The organism is Streptomyces sp. NPDC017676 (assembly GCF_044329325.1).
In the GTDB taxonomy this organism is placed as follows: Bacteria; Actinomycetota; Actinomycetes; order Streptomycetales; family Streptomycetaceae; genus Streptomyces.
The window spans coordinates 154005-179862 of sequence record NZ_JBIRJA010000007.1 but is presented as its reverse complement, the minus strand read 5'-3'; the positions used below and the strand labels follow the sequence as shown (position 1 = coordinate 179862).

Annotated in this window: 19 protein-coding genes and 1 tRNA gene; 13 read left to right on the top strand and 7 right to left on the bottom strand. The window is 71.0% G+C overall.

What is annotated here, in order from left to right; all coding sequences use genetic code 11:
- Positions 1–39 precede the first annotated feature (39 nt).
- A complete protein-coding gene (locus tag ACH4LD_RS17090) occupies positions 40–1815 on the bottom strand; it encodes a lytic transglycosylase domain-containing protein (protein WP_398056891.1) in 1776 nt (591 codons plus the stop codon).
- 316 nt (positions 1816–2131) lie between these two features.
- On the opposite strand from ACH4LD_RS17090, the gene ACH4LD_RS17085 reads away from it, so the two are divergent.
- Positions 2132–3001 (top strand): DUF4184 family protein, encoded by an 870-nt coding sequence (locus ACH4LD_RS17085; RefSeq protein WP_398056890.1) that lies wholly within the window; start codon positions 2132–2134, stop codon positions 2999–3001.
- On the opposite strand, the gene ACH4LD_RS17080 is transcribed toward ACH4LD_RS17085, so the two are convergent.
- Together ACH4LD_RS17080 and polA are read right to left on the bottom strand one after the other, a co-directional pair.
- On the bottom strand, positions 2910–3320 hold the full coding sequence (locus tag ACH4LD_RS17080; protein ID WP_398056889.1) for a hypothetical protein: 411 nt from the start codon (positions 3318–3320) through the stop codon (positions 2910–2912). The genes ACH4LD_RS17085 and ACH4LD_RS17080 overlap by 92 nt on opposite strands.
- 577 nt (positions 3321–3897) lie before the next feature.
- Complete coding sequence (gene polA / locus ACH4LD_RS17075) at positions 3898–6624, bottom strand: DNA polymerase I (RefSeq protein ID WP_398056888.1); 2727 nt, start codon at positions 6622–6624, stop codon at positions 3898–3900.
- 444 nt (positions 6625–7068) lie between these two features.
- Here polA and ACH4LD_RS17070 point away from each other — a divergent pair, with 444 nt between their 5' ends.
- The 9 genes from ACH4LD_RS17070 (at position 7069) to ACH4LD_RS17030 (ending at position 17123) form a co-directional block, all read left to right on the top strand.
- Positions 7069–9381, top strand: coding sequence for an FdhF/YdeP family oxidoreductase (locus ACH4LD_RS17070; RefSeq protein WP_398056887.1), 2313 nt, complete (start codon positions 7069–7071; stop codon positions 9379–9381).
- A gap of 47 nt (positions 9382–9428) precedes the next feature.
- Positions 9429–9920 carry a hotdog fold thioesterase gene (locus ACH4LD_RS17065; RefSeq protein WP_398056886.1) on the top strand — a complete coding sequence of 164 codons (492 nt, stop codon included), beginning with the start codon at positions 9429–9431 and terminating at the stop codon, positions 9918–9920.
- Between the two features lie 65 nt (positions 9921–9985).
- Positions 9986–10426 carry a hypothetical protein gene (locus ACH4LD_RS17060; protein WP_398056885.1) on the top strand — a complete coding sequence of 147 codons (441 nt, stop codon included), beginning with the start codon at positions 9986–9988 and terminating at the stop codon, positions 10424–10426.
- On the top strand, positions 10423–11058 hold the full coding sequence (locus ACH4LD_RS17055) for a Tat pathway signal sequence domain protein (protein WP_398056884.1): 636 nt from the start codon (positions 10423–10425) through the stop codon (positions 11056–11058). Before ACH4LD_RS17060 ends, ACH4LD_RS17055 begins: the two co-directional genes overlap by 4 nt.
- Positions 11059–11348: 290 nt before the next feature.
- A complete protein-coding gene (locus ACH4LD_RS17050) occupies positions 11349–12581 on the top strand; it encodes a branched-chain amino acid ABC transporter substrate-binding protein (RefSeq protein WP_398056883.1) in 1233 nt (410 codons plus the stop codon).
- Positions 12582–12695: 114 nt separating this feature from the next.
- Positions 12696–13628: a branched-chain amino acid ABC transporter permease gene (locus ACH4LD_RS17045; protein WP_398056882.1), complete on the top strand. Its 933-nt coding sequence runs from the start codon at positions 12696–12698 to the stop codon at positions 13626–13628.
- Positions 13629–13633: 5 nt separating this feature from the next.
- On the top strand, positions 13634–15460 hold the full coding sequence (locus ACH4LD_RS17040) for a branched-chain amino acid ABC transporter permease (protein ID WP_398056881.1): 1827 nt from the start codon (positions 13634–13636) through the stop codon (positions 15458–15460).
- Between the two features lie 5 nt (positions 15461–15465).
- Positions 15466–16410 carry an ABC transporter ATP-binding protein gene (locus ACH4LD_RS17035; protein ID WP_398056880.1) on the top strand — a complete coding sequence of 315 codons (945 nt, stop codon included), beginning with the start codon at positions 15466–15468 and terminating at the stop codon, positions 16408–16410.
- On the top strand, positions 16407–17123 hold the full coding sequence (locus ACH4LD_RS17030; protein WP_014672089.1) for an ABC transporter ATP-binding protein: 717 nt from the start codon (positions 16407–16409) through the stop codon (positions 17121–17123). Before ACH4LD_RS17035 ends, ACH4LD_RS17030 begins: the two co-directional genes overlap by 4 nt.
- A gap of 68 nt (positions 17124–17191) precedes the next feature.
- Here ACH4LD_RS17030 and ACH4LD_RS17025 read toward each other — a convergent pair whose 3' ends face one another.
- On the bottom strand, positions 17192–17851 hold the full coding sequence (locus ACH4LD_RS17025) for an ANTAR domain-containing response regulator (protein WP_398056879.1): 660 nt from the start codon (positions 17849–17851) through the stop codon (positions 17192–17194).
- Between the two features lie 99 nt (positions 17852–17950).
- Between ACH4LD_RS17025 and ACH4LD_RS17020 the strand changes: the two genes are divergently transcribed.
- Both ACH4LD_RS17020 and ACH4LD_RS17015 read left to right on the top strand, forming a co-directional pair.
- Positions 17951–18037 (top strand) — tRNA-Leu (locus ACH4LD_RS17020).
- Positions 18038–18119: 82 nt separating this feature from the next.
- The gene (locus ACH4LD_RS17015) at positions 18120–18908 is read left to right on the top strand and encodes a helix-turn-helix domain-containing protein (RefSeq protein WP_398056878.1); all 789 of its coding nucleotides are present in this window, start codon (positions 18120–18122) and stop codon (positions 18906–18908) included.
- Between the two features lie 28 nt (positions 18909–18936).
- Here the strand turns inward: ACH4LD_RS17015 and pyk are convergent, their stop codons facing one another.
- Positions 18937–20373, bottom strand: coding sequence for a pyruvate kinase (pyk, locus tag ACH4LD_RS17010; protein WP_398056877.1), 1437 nt, complete (start codon positions 20371–20373; stop codon positions 18937–18939).
- A 234-nt stretch (positions 20374–20607) separates the two neighbouring features.
- On the opposite strand from pyk, the gene ACH4LD_RS17005 reads away from it, so the two are divergent.
- A complete protein-coding gene (locus tag ACH4LD_RS17005; RefSeq protein ID WP_398056876.1) occupies positions 20608–22413 on the top strand; it encodes a bifunctional metallophosphatase/5'-nucleotidase in 1806 nt (601 codons plus the stop codon).
- Positions 22414–22579: 166 nt separating this feature from the next.
- Here ACH4LD_RS17005 and ACH4LD_RS17000 read toward each other — a convergent pair whose 3' ends face one another.
- Positions 22580–23992: a lysine N(6)-hydroxylase/L-ornithine N(5)-oxygenase family protein gene (locus ACH4LD_RS17000; protein WP_398056875.1), complete on the bottom strand. Its 1413-nt coding sequence runs from the start codon at positions 23990–23992 to the stop codon at positions 22580–22582.
- The gene (locus tag ACH4LD_RS16995; protein ID WP_398056874.1) at positions 23989–25371 is read right to left on the bottom strand and encodes a pyridoxal phosphate-dependent decarboxylase family protein; all 1383 of its coding nucleotides are present in this window, start codon (positions 25369–25371) and stop codon (positions 23989–23991) included. Before ACH4LD_RS16995 ends, ACH4LD_RS17000 begins: the two co-directional genes overlap by 4 nt.
- Between the last annotated feature and the right edge of the window lie 487 nt (positions 25372–25858).

The following is a 25858-nucleotide window of genomic DNA, read 5'->3' as shown; positions in this document are numbered from 1 at the left end:
CCGTCGGAGCGGGTCGGGCGCCCTGTGGGCGGGGGTGCGTCAGGAGGCGGACGCGCTCGGGTCCGGGCTCGCCGGGGAGTCGGCGGCGACCTTCAGTTCGACCGTGAGCGTGGCGCCGCCCGTGGTGGTGATGCGGAGCAGGAACGTGCCGGTGGTGTCGTCGGCGTACAGCTTCGGCAGCGTGAGCAGGCCCTTGTCGTCCGTCTGGAGTCCGGTGAGGGTGCGCACGGCCTTGCCGTCGGCGTCCTTGAAGTAGGGACCCTTGTCGTTCTCCGTGGCGTCGTCCGCCGACTTGACCAGGGTGGCGGTGGCCGCGACCTTGTCCGCGACGGCGCCCTTGTACGTCGCCTTCACCTGGACCTGGTCGGCGAACTCGCCGCCCGGCGTGCAGCTCAGCGGGGTGTCGCCGGTGCGGGCCAGAGTGTCGGCGGCGCGCGCGGTGACGGTCGCCGCGAAATCGACGCCCTTGACCGGGCGGCCCACGACGGCGGCGGTGACCTTGAAGTCGCCGGTCTTCTCGCCGGCCTGGAGCGCCGGGGCGAGCGCGATGCCCTTGGCGTCGGTGGCGACCGTGGCCACGGTCTCGCCGCCGGCGAAGGTGGCGTCGGTGTCACCGCTGATGGTGAACCGGATCCTGATCTTGGCGACGGACTTGCCGACCTTGGTCTCGGCGCGGACGCTGACCGGCTCGGCGAAGGCGTCACCGGCCATGGCGCTGAGCTTTCCGGTGCCCACGCCCACCAGGTGGTCCACCAGGTCGGTGGGCGTCTGCGGGTCCGTCGGCGGGGCGGGCGGCGTCGGCGGAGTGGGCGGTGTCGGCGGGGCGGGTGTCGGCGGCGCGGGCGGTGTCGGCTTGGGGCCGGAGTTCTCGTCCCCGCTGTGGTCGCTCCCACCGTTGCCGGGCTTGTGGGGCTCCGGGTCCGGCTCGGTCCTCGGCGGGTCCGAGGGCTTCGGGGAGTGCGTACCGCCGGAGTCGTCGTCGCTGCGGTGCTCGGGGATGCCGCCGGTGCCGTCGGGGACGGAGTGGCTGCCCTTGCGGTAGTACTCCAGCCAGTTCAGGACCAGGTTGAGGTAGTCCTGCGAGTTGTTGTAGCTGAGGATCGCGCTGTGCAGGCCGCTCTCGGTGGCCATGTCCCAGTCGTTGCGGCACAGATAGTGGCCCGCGGCGAGGGCGGCGTCGTAGACGTTGTTGGGGTCCTTCTTGCCGTCCCCGTTGCCGTCACGGCCCGCCCAGGCCCAGGTGGACGGGATGAACTGCATGGGGCCGACGGCCTGGTCGTAGGTGCTGTTGCCGTCGTACGCGCCGTCGTCGGTGTCCGGGATGAGCGCGAAGCCGTTGCCGTCGAGCTGCGGGCCCAGGATCCGGCCCACGGTGGTGCCGTCGGCGTCGACCCGGCCGCCGCGGGCGTGCCCCGACTCCACCTTGCCGATGGCGGCGAGCAGTTGCCAGGGCAGGTTGCAGCCGGGCTTGGTGGAGCGCAGTTCCGCCTCGGCCTTCTTGTAGGCGTCGAGGACCGTCGCCGGGATGCCGGCCTCGGCGTCCCCGCGCGAGACGGGGGTGCCGGCGCTCGGCGAGGGGCTGGGGTTGGGGCTCTTCAGGGGCGGCAGGTCCGTGTAGTACGGCGAGTTGCCGGTGGCGTTGCCGTCGGCGGCCCCGTCCGTGGTGGGGGCGCTGGCGCCGGCCGTCGCCTGTCTGCCGCCGTCCTCGCTGGTCACTCCCGGAGCCTGGGACGCGGAGAGAGCCGCGACCGCCGCCGCGGCCACGGCGGTGGTCGCCGCTCCCTTGCGCAGCCGCCTGCCGAAATGCGCCGCCATAGAGTGAACCCCTCCCATGGACGCCCGTGCGTCCGTCTCCTTCTGCCTGCCTCGCTCTGGTGTGACGGTTGACCCGGTGCTGTGGTTGCGCCTGTTCCGCCTTTCCCTCCGTGCGACGGGTGTAGGGCCGTGCGCCCGCACGGCGACGCAGGTGACCCTACGACAACTTGCTGGGAACCTGCAGCGGTTCGCGCCCGGATTTCACCGGTTGGCCAACTGTCGTTGCCCGTGCGTGCCTCGGGCGGCGGTCCCGCATACTGGACCGACCTGATATCGGCGCCGCGTTCCGGGTCGCCGACCGCTCCGGGGGGCTCTGTTGCCGTTCACGCTCAGCCATGCGGCGGCCGTGCTGCCCGCGATCCGACGGGACGGGAGCGGCCGGGGCCCACTGGTGCCGACGGTGCTCGTCGCGGGCTCCTTCTCGCCCGACATGCCCTACTACGGGGCCGGCGTCCTGCCGGGCGGAATGGAGTTCGGCGCGGTCACGCACGCGTTCGCCGGCGTCGTCACGGTCGACGTCCTCATCGCCTGGGTCCTGACGGGGCTGTGGCTGCTGGTGCGGGAGCCGTTGCTCGCGCTGCTGCCACGGGCCCGGCAGGGCCGGCCGGCCGCGCTGCTGCGCTGCGGTGCGCCCCGCGCGCGGGTACGGGCCGCTTCGGTGGGGCGATGGTACGCCTCCGCGGTGCTCGGCGCGCTCACCCATGTGGTGTGGGACGCGTTCACGCACCACGACCGGTGGGGCACGCGGCTGGTGCCGGCCATCGGGCGGGACCGTCCGGCGGGCGTACCGCTGTTCACCTGGCTGCAGTACGGCTCGTCGGCCGTGGCGGCCGTGGTGATCGCCGTGTTCGTGGTACGCGCGCTGCGGCGGGCCCCGGACGGGGTGCCGGCGGGGGTGCCGGTGCTGTCGGTGCGGGACCGGTGCGTGGCGCTCGCGGTGATCGGCGGTTGCGCGCTGGCCGCGGCGGTGCAGCGGACGGCGCGGTGGTGGGAGCGGCGGGGCACGGCCGCGGGGCCGTGGGAGCTGGTGCCCACCCTGTGCTTCGGGGTGGGCGCCGGGCTGGTCCTGGGGCTGCTGCTGTACGCGGTCGGCGTCAGGGTCTGGCGTCCGGCCGCCGGTCCCGGGGGTCCAGGGGATCCCGGTGGGGTGGTCGGTGCGGGCCGGGGGCGGCCGGTCTCTCGGTGACGGACGCGACGAAGACCGTGAGCGTGGGCCGGGGGCGTGATCTCGGGATCAGGGTGAGGACGAGGGCGGCATAGCCGCGGGCCAGGTCGGCCCACTGACTCCAGTCCGGGGTGCGGGCCGCGCGGCCGGTGACCCTGCGCCGGAGGTCCTTGGGGAGGTTGCGGACGGTCGTGGCCAGGTCGGCCGGGATGCGGGCGGTGCTTGCGTCGGCCGCGAGGGCCGGCACCGGCGCGGCGGGCACGGCCTGCGTCGAGGCGGTGTCCGCCCAGACCCCGGCTGATGCCTCGGGCGTCCGGCGGTGAAGCATGCGTATACCCATGCCCGCAGTGTTGCGGCTGCGGGGGGTGGGGGGCGTTCTGGCGGGGTCCGTTCGGGTTGTGACGGATCCCTCTGGGGGATCGCCGGGTTTCCGAGCCCGGGTGGGTCGTTGAGGGGAGGGGGCGAGGCAGTCGGGGCGGTGGGGGCGGCGCCGCTGGGCCGGGTTGTGGGTGTGATCGCCGGGCCGCGTCGTGGGGGGCCGCCGGGCCGCGCAGAGGGGGCCATCGGGCCGCGTAGGGGGGAGACTGCCGAGCCCGCGGCATCGGGGCCGCGGCGTGGGGGGCGCCTCGGAGCCGCGGCGTGGGGGATGATCGCCGGGCCGCGTCGTGGGGGGCCGCCGGGACGCATAGAGGGGACGCCACCGGGCCGCGTAGAGGGGCCATCGGACCGGTAGAGGGAGAGACTGCCGGGCCGCGACGTGGGGGCGTCGCCGGGCCGCGCAGGCCGAGACTGCCGGGCCGCGACGTGGGGGCGCCTCGGAGCCGCGGCGCGGGGGGGGCGCCGTTGCGGCGGAGCTGTCGATTCGGGCTTGGCCGCGACGCCCGCCCCCTGGGTCACCCCCCCCCACGCGCCGCCCGCTAGTGGGCCGCCGATTCCCAGTCCGGGCCCACGCCCACCGAGACGTCCAGCGGGGCGCGGAGCTGTACGGCGCCCGCCATTTCGCGGCGGACGATCTCCTCCGCCGCCGCCCGCTCGCCCGGGGCGATCTCCAGCACGATCTCGTCGTGGACCTGGAGGAGCATGCGGGACTTGAGGTCCGCCTCCCGCAGTGCGCTGTCCACCTTGAGCATGGCGATCTTCACGATGTCCGCCGCCGTGCCCTGGATGGGCGCGTTGAGGGCCATGCGCTCGGCCGCCTCGCGGCGCTGGCGGTTGTCGCTGTTGAGGTCGGGCAGGTAGCGGCGGCGCCCGAAGAGCGTCGCGGTGTAGCCCGTCGCCCGGGCCTCGTCGACCGCCCGGCGCAGATAGTCCCGCACCCCGCCGAAGCGCTCGAAGTAGGCGTCCATCAGGGCACGGGCCTCGGCCGCCTCGATGTTCAGCTGCTGGGAGAGGCCGAACGCGGACAGGCCGTACGCGAGGCCGTACGACATCGCCTTGATCTTGCGGCGCATCTCCGCGTCGACCGCGCCGGGCTCGACGCCGAACACCTGGGAGGCGGCGGTGGTGTGCAGGTCCTCACCGGAGGTGAACGCCTGGATCAGGCCCGCGTCCTCGGAGAGGTGGGCCATGACGCGCAGCTCGATCTGGCTGTAGTCCGCGGTCATCAGGGACTCGAAGCCCTCACCGACCACGAAGCCCCGGCGGATCGCCCGGCCCTCGTCCGTGCGGACGGGGATGTTCTGGAGGTTGGGGTCGGTGGAGGACAGACGCCCGGTCGCGGCCACCGTCTGGTTGAAGGTGGTGTGGATACGGCCGTCCCCCGCGATGGTCTTGATCAGACCCTCGACGGTGACGCGGAGCTTCGCCTGCTCCCGGTGCCGGAGCATGATCACCGGCAGTTCGTTGTCGGTCTGGGTGGCCAGCCAGGCCAGGGCGTCGGCGTCCGTGGTGTAGCCGGTCTTGGTCTTCTTCGTCTTCGGCAGGGCCAGCTCGCCGAAGAGGACCTCCTGGAGCTGCTTGGGCGAGCCCAGGTTGAACTCGTGGCCGGCCGCCGCGTGCGCCTCCTTCACGGCCTGCTGCACGGCGCCCGCGAACATCTGCTCCATCGCTTCGAGGTGCGCCCGGTCCGCCGCGATGCCGTGGCGCTCCATGCGGGCGAGCAGCGCCGAGGTGGGCAGCTCCATGTCACGGAGCAGGTCGGCGGCGCCGACCTCCTCCAGGCGGCCCTCGAAGGCCGTGCCGAGGTCCAGGACGGCACGGGCCTGGACCATCAGGGCCTCGGCCTCGGCGCCCTCGTCCGCACCGAAGGCGAGCTGGCCGTCGGCCGTCGCGGCGGGGGCCAGCTCGCGGTGCAGGTACTCCATCGACAGCGCGTCCAGGTCGAAGGAGCGGCGGCCGGGCTTGACCAGGTAGGCGGCGAGCGCGGTGTCCATGCGCACGCCCTCGACGCTCCAGCCGTGCTCGGCGAAGACCCGCATGGCGCCCTTGGCGTCGTGGAACACCTTGGGGCGGGCCCCGTCCGCCAGCCAGGCGGCGAAGGCGTTCTCGTCGGCCTCGTCCAGCTCGGACGGGTCGAACCAGGCCGCCGCTCCCCCGGCCGCGGCGAGGGCGACCTCGGCGACCGAGCCGGCGCCCAGCGCCCAGGTGTCGACGGTGGCGACGCCCAGGGGGCCGGCGCCGTGCTCGGCGAGCCAGGGGGCCAGCTCGCCGGTGCGCAGGATCGTGCCGTCGATCTCGACGCCGTCGGTGCTGACCGGCGTGACCTCGGCCTCCTCCGTGCCGGGGTCGACGGCGAAGAGCCGCTCGCGCAGCGACGGGTTGCGGATCTCCAGGGTGTCCAGGACCATCGCGACGGCCTTGCGGTCGTACGGGGCCCGCTCCAGGTCGGCGACCGCCTTCGGCAGCTCCACCTGGCGCTCCAGCTCGGTGAGGACGCGGTTGAGCTTGACGGACTCCAGGTGGTCGCGGAGGTTCTGCCCGGCCTTGCCCTTGACCTCCTCGACCCGCTCGACGAGCTCGGCGAAGGAGCCGAACTGGTTGATCCACTTGGCGGCGGTCTTCTCGCCGACGCCGGGGATGCCGGGGAGGTTGTCGGAGGGGTCGCCGCGCAGGGCCGCGAAGTCCGGGTACTGGGCGGGCGTCAATCCGTACTTCTCGAAAACCTTCTCCGGGGTGAAGCGGGTCAGCTCCGAGACGCCCTTGGTCGGGTAGAGCACGGTGGTGTTCTCGGTGACGAGCTGGAAGGAGTCGCGGTCGCCCGTGACGATCAGCACCTCGAAACCCTCGGCCTCGGCCTGGGTGGCGAGGGTGGCGATGATGTCGTCCGCCTCGTAGCCCTCGACGGCGAAGCGGTGCGCGTGCATCGCGTCGAGCAGCTCGCCGATCAGCTCGACCTGGCCCTTGAACTCGTCCGGGGTCTTGGAGCGGTTCGCCTTGTACTCGGTGAACCGCTCGGAGCGCCAGGTCTTGCGGGAGACGTCGAAGGCCACCGCGAAGTGCGTGGGCGCCTCGTCACGCAGGGTGTTGGCCAGCATCGACGCGAAGCCGTAGATCGCGTTCGTCGGCTGGCCGGTCGCGGTCGTGAAGTTCTCCGCGGGCAGCGCGAAGAACGCGCGGTAGGCCAGCGAGTGCCCGTCCATGAGCATCAGCCGGGGACGGACGGCGCCGGGGGTCTTGTCGGTCTGCTTCGATGCTGTCTCTGCCACGTCCCCGATCCTGCCACGAGCCACTGACAGCGCGGGCCGGGCGGTTCCAGCGCGGCCACAGCCGGTCGCCTCCCGGTCGCCCACGGCGACGATCCCGCGCGACGGACGCCGCGGAGCCGGCGTGAGCCGTGGAAGGTGCTGCGCAGCGGGCGCGCCGCGTCCGTCAGGTCCGGCGCAAGCGATGCTGCCACCTCCCGCCCGGACCGCCCGGCACCGCAAGCAAAGCGGCCACTTCCCGCCCGAGCCGCCCGGCACCGCAAGCAAAGCTGCCACCTCCCGCCCGGACCGCCCGGCACCGCAAGCAAAGCTGCCGCCTCCCGCCCGGACCGCCCGGCACCGCAAGCAAAGCTGCCGCCTCCCGCCCGAGCCGCCCGGCACCGTTGTCAGCGGGCCGTGGGAGGATCGTCGAGGTACTTCTCACATGCAGTCGAAGGGGAGCGTGCGATGGCGACGAAGCCGCCCAAGGGTGATCCGGTCCAGGACGCACCGCAGGTCGCGGAGCCCCGGCACGCGGCGGCGGGGCTGCCGGCCATCGGGCACACGCTGCGCATCGCGCAGCAGCAGATGGGCGTGAAGCGCACCGCGCTGACGCTGCTGCGCGTGAACCAGAAGGACGGCTTCGACTGCCCGGGCTGCGCCTGGCCGGAGCCGGACCACCGGCACACGGCGGAGTTCTGCGAGAACGGCGCCAAGGCGGTGGCCGAGGAGGCCACCCTGCGCCGGGTCACGCCCGAGTTCTTCGCCGCGCACTCCGTCGCGGACCTGTCCGGCCGCAGCGGCTACTGGCTGGGCCAGCAGGGCCGCCTCACGCACCCCATGTACCTCCCCGAGGGCGGCACGCACTACGAGCCGGTCTCCTGGGAGCGGGCCTTCGACATCGTCGCCGAGGAGATCGCCGCCCTCGGCTCCCCGGACGAGGCCGTCTTCTACACCTCCGGCCGCACCAGCAACGAGGCCGCGTTCCTGTACCAGCTCTTCGCGCGCGAGCTGGGCACGAACAACCTGCCGGACTGCTCGAACATGTGCCACGAGTCGTCCGGGTCGGCGCTCAGCGAGACGATCGGCATCGGCAAGGGCAGCGTCCTGCTGGAGGACCTGTACAAGGCCGACCTGATCATCGTCGCGGGCCAGAACCCGGGCACGAACCATCCGCGCATGCTCTCCGCGCTGGAGAAGGCCAAGGCGAACGGCGCGAAGGTCATCAGCGTCAATCCGCTGCCCGAGGCGGGCCTGGAGCGCTTCAAGAACCCCCAGACCCCGCAGGGTCTCCTCAGGGGCGCCGCCCTCACCGACCTGTTCCTGCAGATCCGCATCGGCGGTGACCAGGCCCTCTTCCGGCTCCTGAACAAGCTGATCCTGGAGACGGAGGGCGCGGTCGACGAGGAGTTCGTCCGCGAACACACCCACGGCTTCGAGGAGTTCGCGAAGGCCGCGCGCGCCGCCGACTGGGACGAGACGCTGACCGCGACCGGCCTCACGCGCGCGGAGATCGAGCGGGCCCTCGGCATGGTCCTCGCCTCGAAGCGGACCATCGTCTGCTGGGCCATGGGCCTCACCCAGCACAAGCACGCGGTCCCGACCATCCGCGAGGTGGTCAACTTCCTGCTGCTGCGCGGCAACATCGGCCGCCCGGGTGCGGGTGTGTGCCCGGTGCGCGGGCACAGCAACGTCCAGGGCGACCGCACCATGGGCATCTTCGAACGGCCCGCGCCGGCCTTCCTGGACGCCCTGGAGAAGGAGTTCGGGTTCGCGCCGCCGCGCGAGCACGGCTTCGACGTCGTACGGGCCATCCGCGCGCTGCGCGACGGCGAGGCGAAGGTGTTCTTCGCCATGGGCGGCAACTTCGTCTCCGCCTCGCCCGACACGGAGGTCACCGAGGCCGCGATGCGCCGCGCGCGGCTGACCGTGCACGTGTCGACCAAGCTGAACCGCTCGCACGTGGTCACGGGCGCGCGGGCACTGATCCTGCCCACGCTGGGCCGGACCGAGCGCGATGTGCAGGACAGCGGCGAGCAGTTCGTGACGGTCGAGGACTCCATGGGCATGGTGCACGCCTCGCGCGGGCGCCTGAGGCCCGCGAGCCCGCACCTGCGGTCCGAGCCGGCCATCGTCTGCGGTCTCGCGCGCCGGGTGCTCGGCGAGCGCAGCGTCGTGCCGTGGGAGGAGTTCGCGAAGGACTACGCGACCGTCCGTGACCGCATCGCGCGCGTGATCCCCGGTTTCGAAGACTTCAACGCGCGCGTGTCCCGGCCCGGCGGCTTCGCGCTGCCGCACGCCCCGCGCGACGAGCGGCGCTTCCCGACCGCCACGGGCAAGGCGAACTTCACGGCCGCGCCGGTGGAGTACCCGGCGCTGCCCGAGGGCCGGCTGCTGCTGCAGACCCTGCGCTCGCACGACCAGTACAACACCACGATCTACGGCCTGGACGACCGGTACCGGGGCATCACGGGCGGGCGCCGGGTGGTGCTGGTGCACCCCGAGGACGCCCGGTCGCTCGGGATCAGCGAGGGGTCGTACGTCGATCTGGTGAGCGAGTGGCGGGACGGGGTGGAGCGGCGGGCGCCCGGTTTCCGGGTCGTGCTGTACCCGACGGCCCGGGGCTGCGCGGCCGCGTACTACCCGGAGACGAACGTGCTGGTGCCGTTGGACGCCACCGCCGACACCAGCAACACCCCGGCCAGCAAGTCCGTCGTCGTACGGCTGGAGGACCACACCGGCGCCGCCGGGAGCCGTCTGGAACAATCGGCGACCGACTGAGCGTTTGCTCAGCGAGCAGACAGGTGGACGACGAACGGAGCCGGCCCATGGGTGAGCAGCAGCACGTGAAGTTCCCGCAGGAGGTCCTCGACGAGTACACGGCGCTCGGCGTGGACCTGCCCGCCCTGTTCTCGGCCGGACATCTGGGCACGCGGATGGGCGTGCAGATCCTGGAGGCATCGGCGGACAAGGTCGTCGGGACCATGCCGGTGGAGGGCAACACCCAGCCGTACGGCCTGCTGCACGGCGGCGCCTCCGCGGTGCTGGCGGAGACCCTGGGCTCGGTCGGCTCCATGCTGCACGGCGGCGCCTCGAAGATCGCGGTCGGCGTGGACCTGAACTGCACGCACCACCGCGGGGTCCGCTCCGGCCTGGTGACGGGCGTGGCCACGCCGGTGCACCGGGGGCGGTCGACGGCGACGTACGAGATCGTGATCAGCGACGAGGAGGGCCGCCGCGTCTGCACCGCCCGGCTGACCTGCCTGCTGCGCGACGTCCGGCCGGGCGACGGTGCGCCCACGGAGTCCGCCGCGAGCTGAGCCCCGCTTCCACCGGCCTGCGCCGGACCGTTGCCCCTCGCCCTCCCTCCCTCTAGCTTCGGCACATGGGACGGCGAGGAGGCCCCCGGCCGGGGGTGAGGTTCCTGGTGCTGGGGCTGGCGTTGCCGGCGTTGCTGTGCACGACGGGCTGCACCGGACCGGACGGCTCCGCTCCCTCCCCCGCACCGACCACGGCCCTGGTCACGGCCCCGGCCACGACCTCGGCTCCGGCCTCGGCGCAGCCGACCTCGGACGCCGACCTGCGCACCAGGCTCGTCAGCTACGGGGCCCGCAGGACGCTCACCGACGGCACCTACGGCGACTACCAGTCGATGGGCCTGTCCCACGGGCAGTACCGGATCCTCATGGACGTCGTGGCGGCGGGACGTTCCGTGCGGCAGCGCCAACGCGCAGATGCCGCCTGGCGATTGATGGACCGTCAGGACCGCGCGGCGTGTGCCGCGCGCTACCGTCACGGGACCCCGAGCGGAGGTCCCTGGACATGAGCGGCATCGGTCCGCTGGAGCCCGGCGAGGGCACGCGCGCGTGGGACGGCCGACGGCCGGCGGAGACGCGTCCACCCGGCCGGACACGCGCGACCCTGACCGCCTGGTACACCCGCCACCGGCGGATCACCGTCGCCCTCGCCGCCGCGGCCGTCGCCCTGGCGGGCGGCGGCTATCTGTACGCCACCCGGCCGCAGCAGCCGCCCCCGCACCCGGCCGAGAGGCGGGCGCAAGTGCCCTATCCCGCCCAGGTGGTGGACCTGACCTACCTCGACGGCCGGACCCCTCCCGCGGGTGCCCCGCCGCGCAGCTTCAGCTTCGCCGTGCTGCTGAGCGTGGCCTCGGGGCCGCCGGTCACCGTGACCCGGGTGACCCAGCCGTACGCGGGGCTGTCCGTGAAAACGGAACCTACTGCTCCGTTTCGAACAAGGTCGGGTTCCGCCCGCACGGTCACGATCACGATGCACGTGACGGAATGCGAAAAAGCCCCCCAGAACGCCGGGCTCCCTTTCCTGGATGTAACTCTGCGTAATACGCGCGCAATACAGGTACAGAGCTACATCCTGGGCCCCCGTTACGCACAGGACCTCTCACACGCCCTGCAAGTAGCCTGCAGCAACAAAGTTCGGTAATCACCAAAACGGCCGAGACACCTGGATGGATCAAGGCGGGTCCTGCGGGTTCTCACAATGCGGACGGTGCGAATCCACCTGAATTCCACCTTCCACCCCACCAAGTACCGCTCTGCATTACGTCGTGTCATAACAAGAGCGTCACAGCCTCGGTCAGACACTCCTCCACGTTCCCCACACACGCTTAGAGTCACGGCCAGTCACCGCGCCTTCGGATTGTCCAATTCAGCGCGGCGCGCGACTCGGCCGCTTCCACGGGGAGGCGGTTGTGCCTGGGGAAAGGACTGATCGTGCGTCAACGTTCGCTTATCGCCATCACCGCCGCGCTGGCGGCGGGAGCGCTCACCCTCACCGCCTGCGGCTCGCGCGACAGCGGCGACAAGGGATCCGACTCCGACAACGGCGGCAGCACCGTCGTCATCGGCGTCGACGCCCCCCTGACCGGCGACCTGTCCGCCATGGGCCTCGGGATCAAGAACTCGGCGGACCTCGCTGTGAGGAACGCCAACAAGCAGAACTACGTCAAGGGCATCACCTTCAAGATCGAAGCCCTCGACGACCAGAAGCAGCCGTCCCAGGGCCAGCAGAACGCCACCAAGCTCGTCGCCGACAGCAACGTCCTCGGCGTCGTCGGCCCGCTGAACTCCTCCGTCGCCGAGTCGATGCAGAAGGTCTTCGACGACGCCAAGCTCGTCGAGGTCTCCCCGGCCAACACCGGCCCGGCCCTCACCCAGGGCGCGGACTGGCAGACCAAGAAGGTGCGCCCCTACAAGTCGTACTTCCGCACCGCGACCACGGACGCCATCCAGGGCCCGTTCGCCGCCCAGTACGTCTTCAACACCGCCAAGAAGAAGAAGGTCTTCGTCATCGACGACAAGAAGACCTACGGCGCGGGCCTCGCCGGCACCTTCACCGAGGAGTTCAAGAAGCTCGGCGGCAAGGTCGTCGGCACCGAGCACATCAACCCCGACACCACGGACTTCTCCGCCGTTGCCACCAAGGTGAAGAACTCGGGTGCGGACGTCGTCTACTACGGCGGCGAGTACCCGCAGGCGGGCCCGCTCAGCAAGCAGATCAAGGCCGCCGGAGCCAAGATCCCGCTCGTCGGCGGCGACGGCATCAACGACGCCACCTACGGCAAGCTGGCCGGCCCCGAGGCCACCGGCGACCTCGCCACCTCGGTCGGCGCCCCCGTCGAGTCGCTGCCCTCCGCCAAGCAGTTCGTCTCCGACTACAAGGCCGCCGGCTACAAGGACGAGTACTCCGCCTACGGCGGCTACTCCTACGACTCCGCCTGGGCAATCATCGAGGCCGTGAAGAAGGTCGTCGACGACAACGGCGGCAAGCTGCCCTCCGACGCCCGCGCAAAGGTCACCGCCGCCATGCAGAACGTCTCGTTCGACGGTGTGACCGGCAAGGTCTCCTTCGACGAGTTCGGTGACGCCACCAACAAGCAGCTCACCGTGTACGCCGTCAAGAACGGTGCCTTCACGGCAGTCAAGTCCGGTACTTTCACCGGCTGACCACGCCCGCACCATCCTCACGAGCCGCGCGGGGCGCTGTTCCACTGGCGCCCCGCGCGGACTCGCATCCGGACACACACGTCGAGCTTTTCCGAACGTCTCGGAGGACATGCGGTGAACGAACTGCCGCAGCAGCTGGTCAACGGCCTGCTACTCGGATCCATGTACGGGCTGGTCGCCATCGGCTACACGATGGTCTATGGCATCGTCCAGCTCATCAACTTCGCCCACGGCGAGATCTTCATGACCGGAGCGTTCGGCGCCCTCACGGTCTACGCGTACATCCTGCCCGGCGGCACCTCCATGTGGGTCGCCCTGCCACTGATGCTCATCGGCGCCGTCCTGGTCGCCGTGCTTGTGGCCGTGGGAGCGGAGCGGTTCGCCTACCGGCCTCTGCGCAACGCCCCCCGCCTGGCCCCTCTCATCACGGCCATCGGCCTCTCCCTAGCCCTGCAGCAGGCCGTCTGGGCCTGGTACCCCGAGGCCAAATCCGCCCGCACCTTCCCGCAGATCAACGGAGGCCCCTTCCACCTCGGCAGTGTCACCATCCAGACCGGCGACGTCTTCCTCATCATCGCGGCCCCCATCAGCATGGCCGTCCTCGCCTACTTCGTCATGAGGACCCGCACCGGACGCGGCATGCAGGCCACCGCCCAAGACCCCGACACCGCCAAGCTCATGGGCATCGACACCGACCGCATCATCGTGGTCGCCTTCGCCCTCGGCGCCGCCTTCGCCGCCATCGGCGGCGTCGCCTACGGCCTCAAGTACGGCCAGATCGACTTCCGCATGGGCTTCATCCTCGGCCTCAAGGCCTTCACCGCGGCCGTCCTCGGCGGCATCGGCAACATCTACGGAGCCATGATCGGCGGCGTGGTCCTCGGCGTCGCCGAGACCCTGGCCACCGCCTACATCGCCGACATCCCGGGCATGGACAAGTTCGGCAGCCAGTCCTGGGCCGACGTCTGGGCCTTCGTACTCCTCATCCTCGTACTGCTGTTCAGGCCACAGGGCCTGCTCGGCGAGCGCGTCGCGGACAGGGCGTGAGACCGATGACCACACAGACCACCGCACCCGACGCACCCAGCGCCCGCAAGGCCGACACCCCCACCGGCCTGCTGCCCCTGCCCGAGAAGGCCGCCCGCGCCCTCGCCCTCGGCGGCAGCGCGCTGACGATCGTCTCCACCTTCCTCGCCTGGACCTGGACCGCCGACTTCCCCGGCGACCTCACCGTCTACGGCTACCCGGGCGGCCTCCAGGTCCTCGTCCTCATCGGCGCACTCCTCGCCACCCTCTTCGCACTCGCCTCCTACGGCATCCGCGGCCTGGCCTGGCTGGCACCCGCCGGCCCCGACGCCGCCCTGCGGTTCGCCACCCTCGCCACCTTCGCCACCAGCTGGTACACCGTCCTCGCCATCACCGTCGACCTCGGCGGACTCGTCAACCTGGAACCCGGCGGCTTCCTCGTCGCCATCGGCAGCCTCGCCGCCCTGGCCGGCGCCCTCGCCCTGCCCTTCCAGCGGCCCGAACCCGAGCCGATCGACCCCGACGACACCGGCTGGGAGAAGTTCAAGCACGGCGCCGCCCACAAGTGGGAGACCACCAAGGCGGTCTTCGCCGCCGACGCGCCCCGACCCGTCGCCACCCTGCCGTCGTACGCCGAGATCCTGATCATCGTCGCGATGCTCGCCCTCGGCCTGGTCGTCTTCACCTACGGCATCGGCACCGAGTACGACGAGCAGTTCATCGGCTTCCTCATCACCGCGGGCTTCGGCTTCGCCGCCTTCAACAAGGCCGGCCTGATCACCCACGCCTCGCAGATCGCCTCCCGGCACACCAACATCACCATCTGCGGCGCCTTCGTCGCAGCGGCGCTGTTCCCCTTCACCCAGACCAACGACCAGTACGCCACCCTCGGCGTCTACATCCTCATCTTCGCCACCGTCGCCCTCGGCCTGAACATCGTCGTCGGCCTCGCCGGCCTCCTCGACCTCGGATACGTCGCCTTCCTCGGCGTCGGCGCCTACGCGGCAGCCCTGGTCTCCGGCTCCCCCAACTCACCCTTCCACGTCCACTTCCCCTTCTGGGCCGCCGTCCTCATCGGCGCCGCCGCCTCCCTGGTGTTCGGCGTCCTCATCGGCGCCCCCACCCTGCGCCTGCGCGGCGACTACCTCGCCATCGTCACCCTCGGCTTCGGCGAGATCTTCCGCATCACGGCCAACAACCTCGACGGCACCTCGGGACCCGACCTCACCAACGGCTCCAACGGCGTCGCCTCCATCCCCAACCTCGACGTCCTCGGCTTCGACTTCGGCGCACAGCACGACATGGGCGGCTTCACCATCGGCCGGTTCGCCAACTACTTCTTCCTGATGCTGATCATCACCGCCGTCGTGGTGCTGGTCTTCCGCCGCAGCGGCAACTCCCGCATCGGACGCGCCTGGGTCGCCATCCGCGAGGACGAGACCGCCGCCCTCGCCATGGGCATCAACGGCTTCCGCGTCAAGCTCATCGCCTTCGCCGTCGGCGCCTCCCTCGCCGGACTCGCCGGCACCGTCCAGGCCCACGTCACCTACACCGTGACCCCCGAGCAGTACCTCTTCGCCGGCCCCATCCCGCCCAACTCCGCCTTCCTGCTCGCCGCGGTCGTCCTCGGCGGCATGGGCACCATCAGCGGCCCCCTGATCGGCGCCGCCCTGCTCTTCCTCATCCCGAACAAACTCCAGTTCCTCGGTGACTACCAGCTCTTCGCCTTCGGTCTCGCACTCATCCTGCTGATGCGGTTCCGCCCCGAGGGCCTCATCCCCAACCGGCGCCGCCAGCTCGAATTCCACGAAGAGGCGGAAGCACCCACCCTCCTGACGAAGGCGGGGGCCTGACCACCATGACCACCGACACCACCACCAAGGACACCACCCCCGGCGCCACCACGCCCGGCGAGACCGTCCTCGACGCCCGCGGCGTCACCATGCGCTTCGGCGGCCTCACCGCCGTACGCGGCGTCGACCTCACCGTCAACGCAGGCGAGATCGTCGGCCTCATCGGCCCCAACGGCGCCGGAAAGACCACCTTCTTCAACTGCCTCACCGGCCTGTACGTCCCCACCGAGGGCGAAGTCCGCTACAAGGGCGACATCCTGCCACCCAAGTCCTTCAAGGTCACCGCCGCCGGCATCGCACGCACCTTCCAGAACATCCGCCTGTTCGCCAACATGACGGTCCTGGAGAACGTCCTCGTCGGCCGCCACACCCGCACCAAAGAAGGCTTCTGGTCCGCCGTCCTGCGCGGCCCCGGCTTCCACAAGGCCGAAAAGGCCTCCAAGGACCGGGCCATGGAACTGCTGGCGTTCGTCGGCCTCGACCACAAGGCCGAACACCTCGCCCGCAACCTCCCCTACGGCGAACAGCGCAAACTGGAGATCGCCCGCGCCCTCGCCAGCGAGCCCGGCCTGCTCCTCCTCGACGAGCCCACCGCCGGCATGAACCCGCAGGAGACCCGGGCCACCGAGGAACTCGTCTTCGCCATCCGCGACATGGGCATCGCCGTCCTCGTCATCGAGCACGACATGCGCTTCATCTTCAACCTGTGCGACCGCGTCGCCGTCCTCGTCCAGGGCGAAAAGCTCATCGAAGGCGACAGCGCCACCGTCCAGGGCGACGAACGCGTCGTCGCGGCCTACCTCGGCGAACCCTTCGAGGACGCACCCGGCGCCGAGGAGGTGGCCGAGGTCGAAGCCGCCGAGGCACACGCCGGGACCACGGCCGAGGCCACCGGCGCACGCGCCGACACCACGACCGACGCCGCGCCCGGCAAGGAGAACGACCGATGACCGCACTGCTCGAAGTCGAGGACCTGAGGGTCGCCTACGGCAAGATCGAAGCCGTCAAGGGCATCTCCTTCAAGGTCGAGGCCGGTCAGGTCGTCACCCTCATCGGCACCAACGGCGCCGGCAAGACCACCACCCTGCGCACCCTGTCCGGACTGCTCAAGCCCGTCGGCGGACAGATCAGGTTCAACGGCAGGTCGCTGAAGAAGATCCCCGCCCACCAGGTGGTCTCCCTGGGCCTCGCCCACTCCCCCGAGGGCCGGCACATCTTCCCCCGCATGAGCATCGAGGACAACCTCCGCCTCGGCGCCTTCCTGCGCAACGACAAGCCCGGCATCGAGAAGGACATCCAGCGCGCCTACGACCTCTTCCCCATCCTCGGGGAGCGGCGCAAGCAGGCCGCGGGCACCCTCTCCGGCGGTGAACAGCAGATGCTCGCCATGGGCAGGGCACTGATGTCCCAGCCCAAGCTGCTCATGCTGGACGAGCCGTCGATGGGCCTGTCGCCGATCATGATGCAGAAGATCATGGCGACGATCGCCGAGCTGAAGGCCCAGGGCACCACCATCCTGCTCGTCGAGCAGAACGCCCAGGCGGCCCTCTCCCTCGCCGACCAGGGACACGTCATGGAGGTCGGCAACATCGTCCTGTCCGGCACCGGACAGGACCTGCTGCACGACGAGTCCGTCCGGAAGGCCTACCTCGGCGAGGACTGACCCTCCGTGTACGGCAGAGGCCCGCGCCCCCTTCTCCGGGGCGCGGGCCTCTGTCCTGCCGGACGGGCTCAGTCCTTCTTGGCCGCCTTCTTCTCCTCGTTGTCCGCGATGACCGCCTCCGCGACCTGCTGCATCGACATACGACGGTCCATGGACGTCTTCTGGATCCAGCGGAACGCGGCCGGCTCGGTCAGGCCGTACTCGGTCTGGAGGATGGACTTCGCGCGGTCGACCAGCTTGCGGGTCTCCAGCCGCTGGGTGAGGTCGGCGACCTCCTGCTCCAGCTGCTTCAGCTCGGTGAACCGGGAGACGGCCATCTCGATCGCCGGGACGACGTCGCTCTTGCTGAACGGCTTGACCAGGTAGGCCATGGCACCGGCGTCCCGGGCGCGCTCGACGAGGTCGCGCTGCGAGAAGGCGGTGAGCATCAGGACCGGCGCGATGGACTCACCGGCGATCTTCTCGGCCGCGGAGATGCCGTCCAGCTTGGGCATCTTCACGTCCAGGATGACCAGGTCCGGCTTGTGCTCGCGGGCCAGCTCGACGGCCTGCTCACCGTCCCCGGCCTCGCCGACGACGGTGTACCCCTCCTCCTCCAGCATCTCTTTGAGGTCGAGCCGGATCAGGGCCTCGTCCTCGGCGATGACGACACGGGTCGTCAGCGGAGGCACGTGCGACTTGTCGTCGTCGGGCGCGTCTGCGGGCTGGGGCGACTCGGGGGCGGTCACTGAGGCTCCTTGGTACGGGGCAGGGGCTCTGCTCCCAGCAGGGTACCTAGCTGCGGGGACGCGCGGTGAACCGGTACACTTCCCAGGGCTCCCCAGCTTGCCCGGTTGGAGGAACTGGTCAGACTCGCGGCACTCAAAATGCCGTGCCCTTTGGGCATGTGGGTTCGAATCCCACACCGGGCACCAGGAATGGAAATGGAGGACCACGTTCGCGTGGTCCTCCACTTTTTGCTGCACACGGTCCTCTCCGGTGACCCAGAGTGGTCGCATGAACATTCATGGCACAGACGTGCGACAAAGGGCGCTCACGCTCCTGCGTGGCGGTGCGAAGAACGCCGACGTGGCCCGCGAGCTGAACGTCCCCGTGGGGACGGTCGGCTACTGGAAGCACCTGGACCGGGCGAAGCGGGGTGAATGCCCGGGTCGCCACGATCCGCCCTGCCCGCGTTGCCACGGACGGGAACTGGACGAGGCTGCGTACAGCTACCTGCTCGGGCTGTACCTCGGCGACGGGCACATCAGCCACTACTCACAGCACCGCGTCCCCAACCTCATGATCAGCTGCACTGAGGCGTGGCCGGGTCTCATGGACGCCTGTGAGACAGCGATGCGCACGGTCTTCCCGGACAACAGGGTCTGCCGGGTCCGCAGGACCGGCTGCAGCAATGTGAAGGTCTACTCGAAGCACCTGCACTGCCTCTTCCCCCAGCACGGCCCCGGTAAGAAGCACGAGCGTCCGATCGTTCTGGAAGCCTGGCAGCAAGCCATCGTCGGCGCGCACCCGTGGGAGTTCATCCGGGGTCTCATCCACTCGGACGGCTGCCGTATCACCAACTGGACGACCCGGCTCGTCGGCGGTGAGCGCAAGCGGTACGAGTATCCGCGCTACTTCTTCACCAACACCTCGGCCGACATCGTCCGCCTCTTCACCGACTCCCTGGACGATGTCGGTGTCGAGTGGAAGACGCTCAACCAGAGCCGCGCGGCCGTGACCGTCTCCATAGCCCGTAAAGCCTCCGTCGCCCTCATGGAGACGCACGTCGGCCCCAAGCACTGACCAGGGCCCCGAGAGAGGGCCCCGGTCGTCACTTCGGGCTGTCGTCCTCGCCGATGTGGTGGACGCGGACCATGTTGGTCGAGCCGGAGACGCCGGGCGGGGAGCCGGCGGTGATGACGACGACGTCGCCCTTCTGGCAGCGGCCGTACTTCAGGAGCAGTTCGTCCACCTGGTCGACCATGGCGTCCGTGGAGTCCACGTGCGGGCCGAGGAAGGTCTCCGCGCCCCAGGTGAGGCTGAGCTGGGAGCGGGTGGCCGGCTCCGGCGTGAAGGCCAGGAGGGGGATCGGGGAGCGGTAGCGGGAGAGGCGGCGGGCGGTGTCCCCGGACTGGGTGAACGCGACCAGGAACTTCGCGCCGAGGAAGTCGCCCATCTCGGCGGCGGCCCGGGCGACCGCGCCGCCCTGGGTGCGCGGCTTGTTCCGCTCGGTCAGCGGCGGGAGTCCCGCCGCCAGCATGTCCTCCTCGGCCGCCTCGACGATCTTCGCCATGGTGCGTACGGTCTCGACGGGGTACTTGCCGACGCTGGTCTCGCCGGAGAGCATGACCGCGTCGGTGCCGTCGAGGACCGCGTTGGCGACGTCGGATGCCTCGGCGCGGGTGGGCCGGGAGTTCTCGATCATCGAGTCGAGCATCTGGGTGGCGACGATCACCGGTTTGGCGTTGCGTTTGGCGAGTTTGATGGCGCGCTTCTGGACGATCGGTACCTGTTCCAGTGGCATCTCGACGCCGAGGTCGCCGCGGGCGACCATCAGGCCGTCGAAGGCGGCCACGATGCCATCGAGGTCGGCGACGGCCTGCGGCTTCTCGATCTTGGCGATCACGGGGAGGCGGCGGCCCTCGTCGGCCATGATCCGGTGCACGTCCACGACGTCGTCGCCGTTGCGGACGAAGGAGAGGGCGATGACGTCGAAGCCGGTGCGCAGGGCCCAGCGCAGGTCGTCCTCGTCCTTCTTGGAGAGGGCGGGGACGGAGACGGCCACGCCGGGGAGGTTCAGGCCCTTGTGGTCGGAGATGACGCCGCCCTCGATCACGCGGGTGTGTACGCGGGGGCCGTCGACGTCGGTGACCTCCAGGGTGACCTTGCCGTCGTCCACGAGGATGCGCTCGCCGGGGGTGACATCGGTGGCGAGGCCGGCGTGGGTGGTGCCGCACCGGTGGCGGTCGCCGTCGATTCCTTCCTCCACGGTGATGGTGAAGGTGTCGTCGCGTTCAAGGAGTACGGGTCCTTCGGTGAAGCGGCCGAGCCGGATCTTCGGGCCCTGAAGGTCGGCGAGGATTCCGACGCTGCGGCCGGTCTCGTCGGCCGCCTTTCGGACGCGCTGGTACCGCTCCTCGTGTTCGGCGTGGGTGCCGTGGCTGAGGTTGAACCGGGCGACGTCCATTCCGGCCTCGACCAGTGCCTTGATCTGGTCGTACGAGTCGGTGGCGGGCCCCAGTGTGCAAACGATCTTTGCTCGGCGCATGAGTCGAGCCTATGGCTTACCGGCGGGTAGAGAATTGGCGCCGTATGACCAGTCAACGGACTTTCGGCAAAGGGTTATTGACAAGTGTTGAATTGTGCGATGGTCCGCTCCTATGAGCGATGGTCATCAGATCGCAACCTTCTGGACCTGTTGTCGTAAGTCATGCTCAGGTCAGAATCTACGCGCGTTGTTGTACTCGCGCGTCGTTTGTGCCACCGCCAAGGAGACCGAGACATGCCGTTGAACCGCCGGAAGTTCCTGAAGAAGTCCGCCGCCACCGGAGCGGGAGTGGCGATCGCCGGCGCGGCGGCGGCTCCGGCGGCCGAGGCTTCGGAGGCGAGGAAGCCCGGACACCCCGTGAAGCGGTACTCCCTGACCGTCATGGGCACGACCGACCTGCACGGGCACGTCTTCAACTGGGACTACTTCAAGGACGCCGAGTACGCCGACAAGGCGGGCAACGCGATGGGCCTGGCCCGTATCTCCACCCTGGTCGAGCAGGTGCGCGAGGAGAAGGGCCGCTGCAACACTCTGCTCCTGGACGCCGGTGACACCATCCAGGGCACCCCGCTCACCTACTACTACGCCAAGGTCGACCCGATCACCGCCAAGGGCGGCCCGGTGCACCCGATGGCGCAGGCGATGAACGCGATCGGGTACGACGCGGCGGCCCTCGGCAACCACGAGTTCAACTACGGCATCGAGACGCTGCGGAAGTTCGAGGACCAGCTCGACTTCCCGCTGCTCGGTGCCAACGCGGTGGACGCGAAGACGCTGAAGCCCGCCTTCCCGCCGTACTTCATGAAGACCTTCCACGTGCCGGGCGCCAAGCCGGTGAAGGTCGCCGTGCTCGGTCTGACCAACCCGGGCATCGCGATCTGGGACAAGGCCTACGTCCAGGGCAAGCTGGCGTTCCCGGGTCTGGAGGAGCAGGCGGCCAAGTGGGTGCCGAAGCTGAGGTCGATGGGCGCGGACGTGGTGGTGGTCTCGGCGCACTCGGGTACCTCGGGCACGTCGTCGTACGGCGACCAGGTGCCGTACGTGGAGGACGCGGCGGCGAACGTGGCGAAGCAGGTGCCGGGCATCGACGCGATCCTGGTCGGGCACGCCCACCAGGAGATCCCGGAGCTGAAGGTCGTCAACGAGAAGACCGGGAAGACGGTCGTGCTGTCGGAGCCGCTGTGCTTCGCCGAGCGGCTGTCCCTCTTCGACATCGAGCTGGTGTTCAGCAAGGGCCGCTGGGAGGTCGAGTCGGTCTCCGCCTCGCTGCGCAACTCCAACACCGTCGCCGACGACCCGAAGATCACCAAGCTGCTCACCGACGAGCACAAGAAGGTCGTCGCGTACGTCAACCAGGTCGTGGGCCGGGCGACCGAGACCCTGACGACCGTCGAGGCCCGCTACAAGGACGCCCCGATCATCGACCTGATCACCAAGGTCCAGGAGGACGTGGTCAAGGCCGCGCTCGCGGGTACGGCGTACGCCTCGCTGCCGGTGATCGCCCAGGCTTCGCCGTTCTCCCGGACCTCCGAGATCCCGGCCGGCGACGTCACCATCCGGGACCTGTCGAGCCTGTACGTGTACGACAACACGCTGGTCGCGAAGCTGCTGACGGGCGCGCAGGTCCGTGCCTACCTGGAGTACTCGGCGGGGTACTACGTCCAGACGGCCGCCGGTGCCACGGTGGACGTGGAGAAGCTGACCAACGCCGGTGGCCGCCCTGACTACAACTACGACTACGTCTCGGGCCTGTCGTACGACATCGACATCGCCCAGCCGGCCGGGTCGCGGATCAAGAACCTGACCTTCGGCGGGGCGGCGCTGGACGACGCCCAGGAGTTCGTGTTCGCCGTGAACAACTACCGGGCCAACGGCGGCGGTGCCTTCCCGCACGTCGCCACGGCCAAGGAGCTGTGGTCGGAGTCGACGGAGATCCGCACCCGTATCGCCGAGTGGGTGACCGCGAAGGGTGTCCTGGACCCGAAGGACTTCGCGTCGGTGGACTGGAAGCTGGTGCGCGAGGGCAAGCCGGTGTTCTAGGGCCGCAGGGCCTCTGGAGTCGCAGCGGGTCGACGGCGGCGACGCCCACCACCGCGTCGAAGGGGTGGTGGGCGTCGCCGAGCAGCCAGGCGTTGCCCTGGCGCCGTCGGGGGGCGGCCGGTCGCCGACGGCCGGGCGGACCGCGCTCACCCTCCCGTGACGGCGTTCACCTGCCCTCGACGAGCGGGGTGAGCCGTTGCGGCTGCCTGCCCTGCGGCACCCGGGCAGCGGGCTCCTGAAGTCCGAAGGAGGTGAAGGCGGTCCGGGACGGGAGCGGGTACGGCTCCTTCCCGGTGAGCGAGTTGAGGATGGTGGCGCTGCGCCAGGCGGCGAGGCCGAGGTCGGGGGCGCCGACGCCGTGCGTGTGCAGCTCGGCGTTCTGGACGTGGACGGAGCCGGTGACCGAGGGGTCCAGCACGAGGCGGTACTGCTCGTCGATGCGTGGGCGTTCGCTGCTGTCGCGGCGGATGTAGGGGTCGAGTCCGGCGAGGATGCGGTCAAGGGGGCGTTCGCGGTAGCCGGTGGCGAGGACGACGGCGTCGGTGGTGAGCCGGGAGCGGCTGTCCTGCTGGAGGTGCTCCAGGTGCAGCTCGATCTTGCTGGTGGCGATCCGGCCGGCGGTGCGGACGCGGACGCCGGGGGTGAGGACGGTGTCGGGCCAGCCGCCGTGCAGGGTGCGCCGGTACAGCTCGTCGTGGATGGCGGCGAGGGTGCCGGCGTCGATGCCCTTGTGGAGCTGCCACTGGGCGGCGACCAGCCGGTCGCGGACGGGTTCGGCGAGGGCGTGGAAGTAGCGCGTGTAGTCGGGTGTGAAGTGTTCGAGGCCGAGCTTGGAGTACTCCATGGGCGCGAACGCCTCGGTACGGCCGATCCAGTGCAGTTTCTCCTGGCCGGCCGGGCGGTGCCGGAGCAGGTCGAGGAAGACCTCGGCGCCGGACTGTCCGGAGCCGACGACGGTGATGTGCCCGGCGGCGAGGATGGTGTCGCGGTGGTCGAGGTAGTCGGCGGCGTGGACGACGGGCACGCCGGGCGCGTCCACCAGGGGTCTGAGGGGGTCGGGTACGTAGGGGGCGGTGCCGATGCCGAGGACGACGTTGCGGGCGTAGGTCCGGCCGAGGGCCTCGGTCTCGCCGTCGGTGTCGAGTTGGGTGAAGTCGACCTCGAACACGTCCCGTTCCGAGTTCCAGCGGACGCCGTCGACCTGGTGGCGGAAGCGCAGTCCGGGCAGTTGCCCGGCGACCCAGCGGCCGTAGGCGTCGTACTCGGCGCGTTGGATGTGGAGGTGCTCGGAGAAGTAGAAGGGGAAGAGCCGCTCGCGTGCCTTGAGGTAGTTGAGGAAGCTCCAGGGGCTGGTGGGGTCGGCGAGGGTCACCAGGTCGGCGAGGAAGGGCACTTGGACGGTGGCGCCGTCGACGAGCAGGCCGGGGTGCCAGTGGAAGTCGGGGCGCTGTTCGTAGAAGACGGCGTCGAGTTCGGCGAGCGGCTGGGCGAGCGCGGCGAGGGAGAGGTTGCTGGGGCCGATGCCGACGCCGACCAGGTCGCGTGGGGAGGCGGGTTCGTGGCGTGGGGGGTGGGTCATGCGGGGAGGCTTCTTTCGGCGAGTTCGACGAGTTTGATCAGGTGGGCCAGGTCGTCCGGCCGGGTGTGGGGGTTGAGGACGGTGGCCTTGAGCCAGAGCCGGCCGTCGAGTCGGGCGCGGCCGAGGACGGCCCGGCCCTCGTGCAGCAGTCGTCGGCGTACGGCGGCGACGGCGTCGTCGTCGGCCTCGGCGGGCCGGAACAGGACGGTGCTGATGACGGGGCGGTCGTAGAGCTCGAAGCCGGGGTGCTCGCGGATCAGTGCGGCGAACTCCCGGGCCCGGGCGCAGACCTGGTCGACCAGGGCGCCTAGCCCGCTGCGGCCCAGTGTCTTCAGGGTGACGGCGATCTTCAGGATGTCGGGGCGGCGGCTGGTGCGCGGGGAGCGGCCGAGCAGGTCGGGGAGTCCTGCTTCGGTGTCGTCGTCGGCGTTGAGGTAGTCGGCGCGCTGGTGGAGTGCGGTGAGTTCGTGGGGGCGGGCGACGGCGAGGAGTCCGGCGGCGACCGGTTGCCAGCCGAGTTTGTGCAGGTCGAGGGTGACGGTGTGGGCGGCTTCGAGGCCGGCGAGTCTGTCGCGGTGCCGGTCGCTGAACAGCAGGCCGCCGCCGTAGGCCGCGTCGATGTGCAGCCGGGCGCCGTGCGCGGTGCACAGGCCGGCGATCTCGGGCAGCGGGTCGATGAGGCCGGCGTCGGTGGTGCCGGCGGTGGCGGCGACGAGCAGGGGGCCGGGGAGCGCGGTGAGGGTCTGGTGGAGGGCGGCCGGGTCGAGGGTGCCGCCCGGTGCGGGGATGACGACCGGGTCGGGCAGGCCGAGCAGCCAGGCGGCGCGGGGCAGCGAGTGGTGGGCGTTGGCGCCGCACACGAGGCGCACGCCGCCGTGTGCCTCGCGGGCGAGCAGCAGGGCGAGCTGGTTGGACTCGGTGCCTCCGGTGGTGACGAGGGCGTCGGCGAGCCCGGCCGTGCGGGCGAGGGTGCGGGTGACGGCGGCTTCGAGGGCGGAGGCGGCCGGGGCCTGGTCCCAGGAGTCCAGGGAGGGGTTGAGGGCGCTGGCGGCGAGGTCGGCGGCGGTGGCCACGGCGAGCGGCGGGCAGTGCAGGTGGGCCGCGCACAGTGGGTCGGCGGGGTCGGCGGAGCCCGCGGCGAGCGCGTGCACGAGGGTGCGCAGGGCGTCCGGGTCGCCGGTGTCGGGCAGGACGTCCCCGAGGGCGTCGGCCACGCGCGTGGCGACGGCGTCCGGTCCGCCGGCGGGCAGCGGCCCGCCGCGTTCGCCGTGGCCGGCCGCGAGGGCGTCGAGCACGGTGTCGAGGAGGGGCCGCAGGGTGTCGGGGCCGGTGGGGCCGGAGGCGAGGGGCGGCAGATTCGCGGGCTCTCCTGCGCTCATGGGTTCTCCTCCGGGCAGGGGAACGTCCGGCGGGCATCGAGGGCCCGGGGCTTCCGGCGTGTGGGTGGAGTTCCAGCTTGTACCGGATGGGGGCCCTGTGTCCCGGAAGCCGGGCGAACGGAACCCGAAAGTGTGTACTGCCGTACCCCGTCGAGGTGTTGGGCCGGCCGGGCTCCGCGGGTGCGGTCCGGGAAGTCGGCGGTGTGGTCCCAGGTCGGTGGGGCGGGGGTGCGGGCCGGGGTTGCGGTGAGCCGGCGCGTGCGGCGGCTCGTGCGGGAACGACTCGGGGCCTGCCTGGGCCGGGCCTGGGCCCGCCTGGGCCGGGCCTGGGCCGGGGTTGCGGTGAGCCGGCGCCTGCGGCGGTTCGCGTGGGAACGGCTCGGGGCCTGCCCGGGCCGGGCCGGTCTCCACGGGCGTCGGCCGGGGCGGCGGGAACGGCTCGGGGCCCGCCTGGGCCGGGTCGGTCTCCACGGGCGTCGGCCGGGGC

What these genes read in the sequence shown, in the direction of transcription:
- ACH4LD_RS16995 (WP_398056874.1), bottom strand. Translation starts at nt 25,371, where the DNA reads ATGAGCGCAGGAGAGCCCGCGAATCTGCCGCCCCTCGCCTCCGGCCCC.
- ACH4LD_RS17035 (WP_398056880.1), top strand. Translation starts at nt 15,466, where the DNA reads ATGACCACCGACACCACCACCAAGGACACCACCCCCGGCGCCACCACG.
- ACH4LD_RS17030 (WP_014672089.1), top strand. Translation starts at nt 16,407, where the DNA reads ATGACCGCACTGCTCGAAGTCGAGGACCTGAGGGTCGCCTACGGCAAG.
- ACH4LD_RS17090 (WP_398056891.1), bottom strand. Translation starts at nt 1,815, where the DNA reads ATGGCGGCGCATTTCGGCAGGCGGCTGCGCAAGGGAGCGGCGACCACC.
- ACH4LD_RS17015 (WP_398056878.1), top strand. Translation starts at nt 18,120, where the DNA reads ATGAACATTCATGGCACAGACGTGCGACAAAGGGCGCTCACGCTCCTG.
- ACH4LD_RS17005 (WP_398056876.1), top strand. Translation starts at nt 20,608, where the DNA reads ATGCCGTTGAACCGCCGGAAGTTCCTGAAGAAGTCCGCCGCCACCGGA.
- ACH4LD_RS17060 (WP_398056885.1), top strand. Translation starts at nt 9,986, where the DNA reads ATGGGACGGCGAGGAGGCCCCCGGCCGGGGGTGAGGTTCCTGGTGCTG.
- ACH4LD_RS17000 (WP_398056875.1), bottom strand. Translation starts at nt 23,992, where the DNA reads ATGACCCACCCCCCACGCCACGAACCCGCCTCCCCACGCGACCTGGTC.
- ACH4LD_RS17065 (WP_398056886.1), top strand. Translation starts at nt 9,429, where the DNA reads ATGGGTGAGCAGCAGCACGTGAAGTTCCCGCAGGAGGTCCTCGACGAG.
- ACH4LD_RS17040 (WP_398056881.1), top strand. Translation starts at nt 13,634, where the DNA reads ATGACCACACAGACCACCGCACCCGACGCACCCAGCGCCCGCAAGGCC.
- pyk (WP_398056877.1), bottom strand. Translation starts at nt 20,373, where the DNA reads ATGCGCCGAGCAAAGATCGTTTGCACACTGGGGCCCGCCACCGACTCG.
- ACH4LD_RS17055 (WP_398056884.1), top strand. Translation starts at nt 10,423, where the DNA reads ATGAGCGGCATCGGTCCGCTGGAGCCCGGCGAGGGCACGCGCGCGTGG.
- ACH4LD_RS17070 (WP_398056887.1), top strand. Translation starts at nt 7,069, where the DNA reads ATGGCGACGAAGCCGCCCAAGGGTGATCCGGTCCAGGACGCACCGCAG.
- ACH4LD_RS17080 (WP_398056889.1), bottom strand. Translation starts at nt 3,320, where the DNA reads ATGGGTATACGCATGCTTCACCGCCGGACGCCCGAGGCATCAGCCGGG.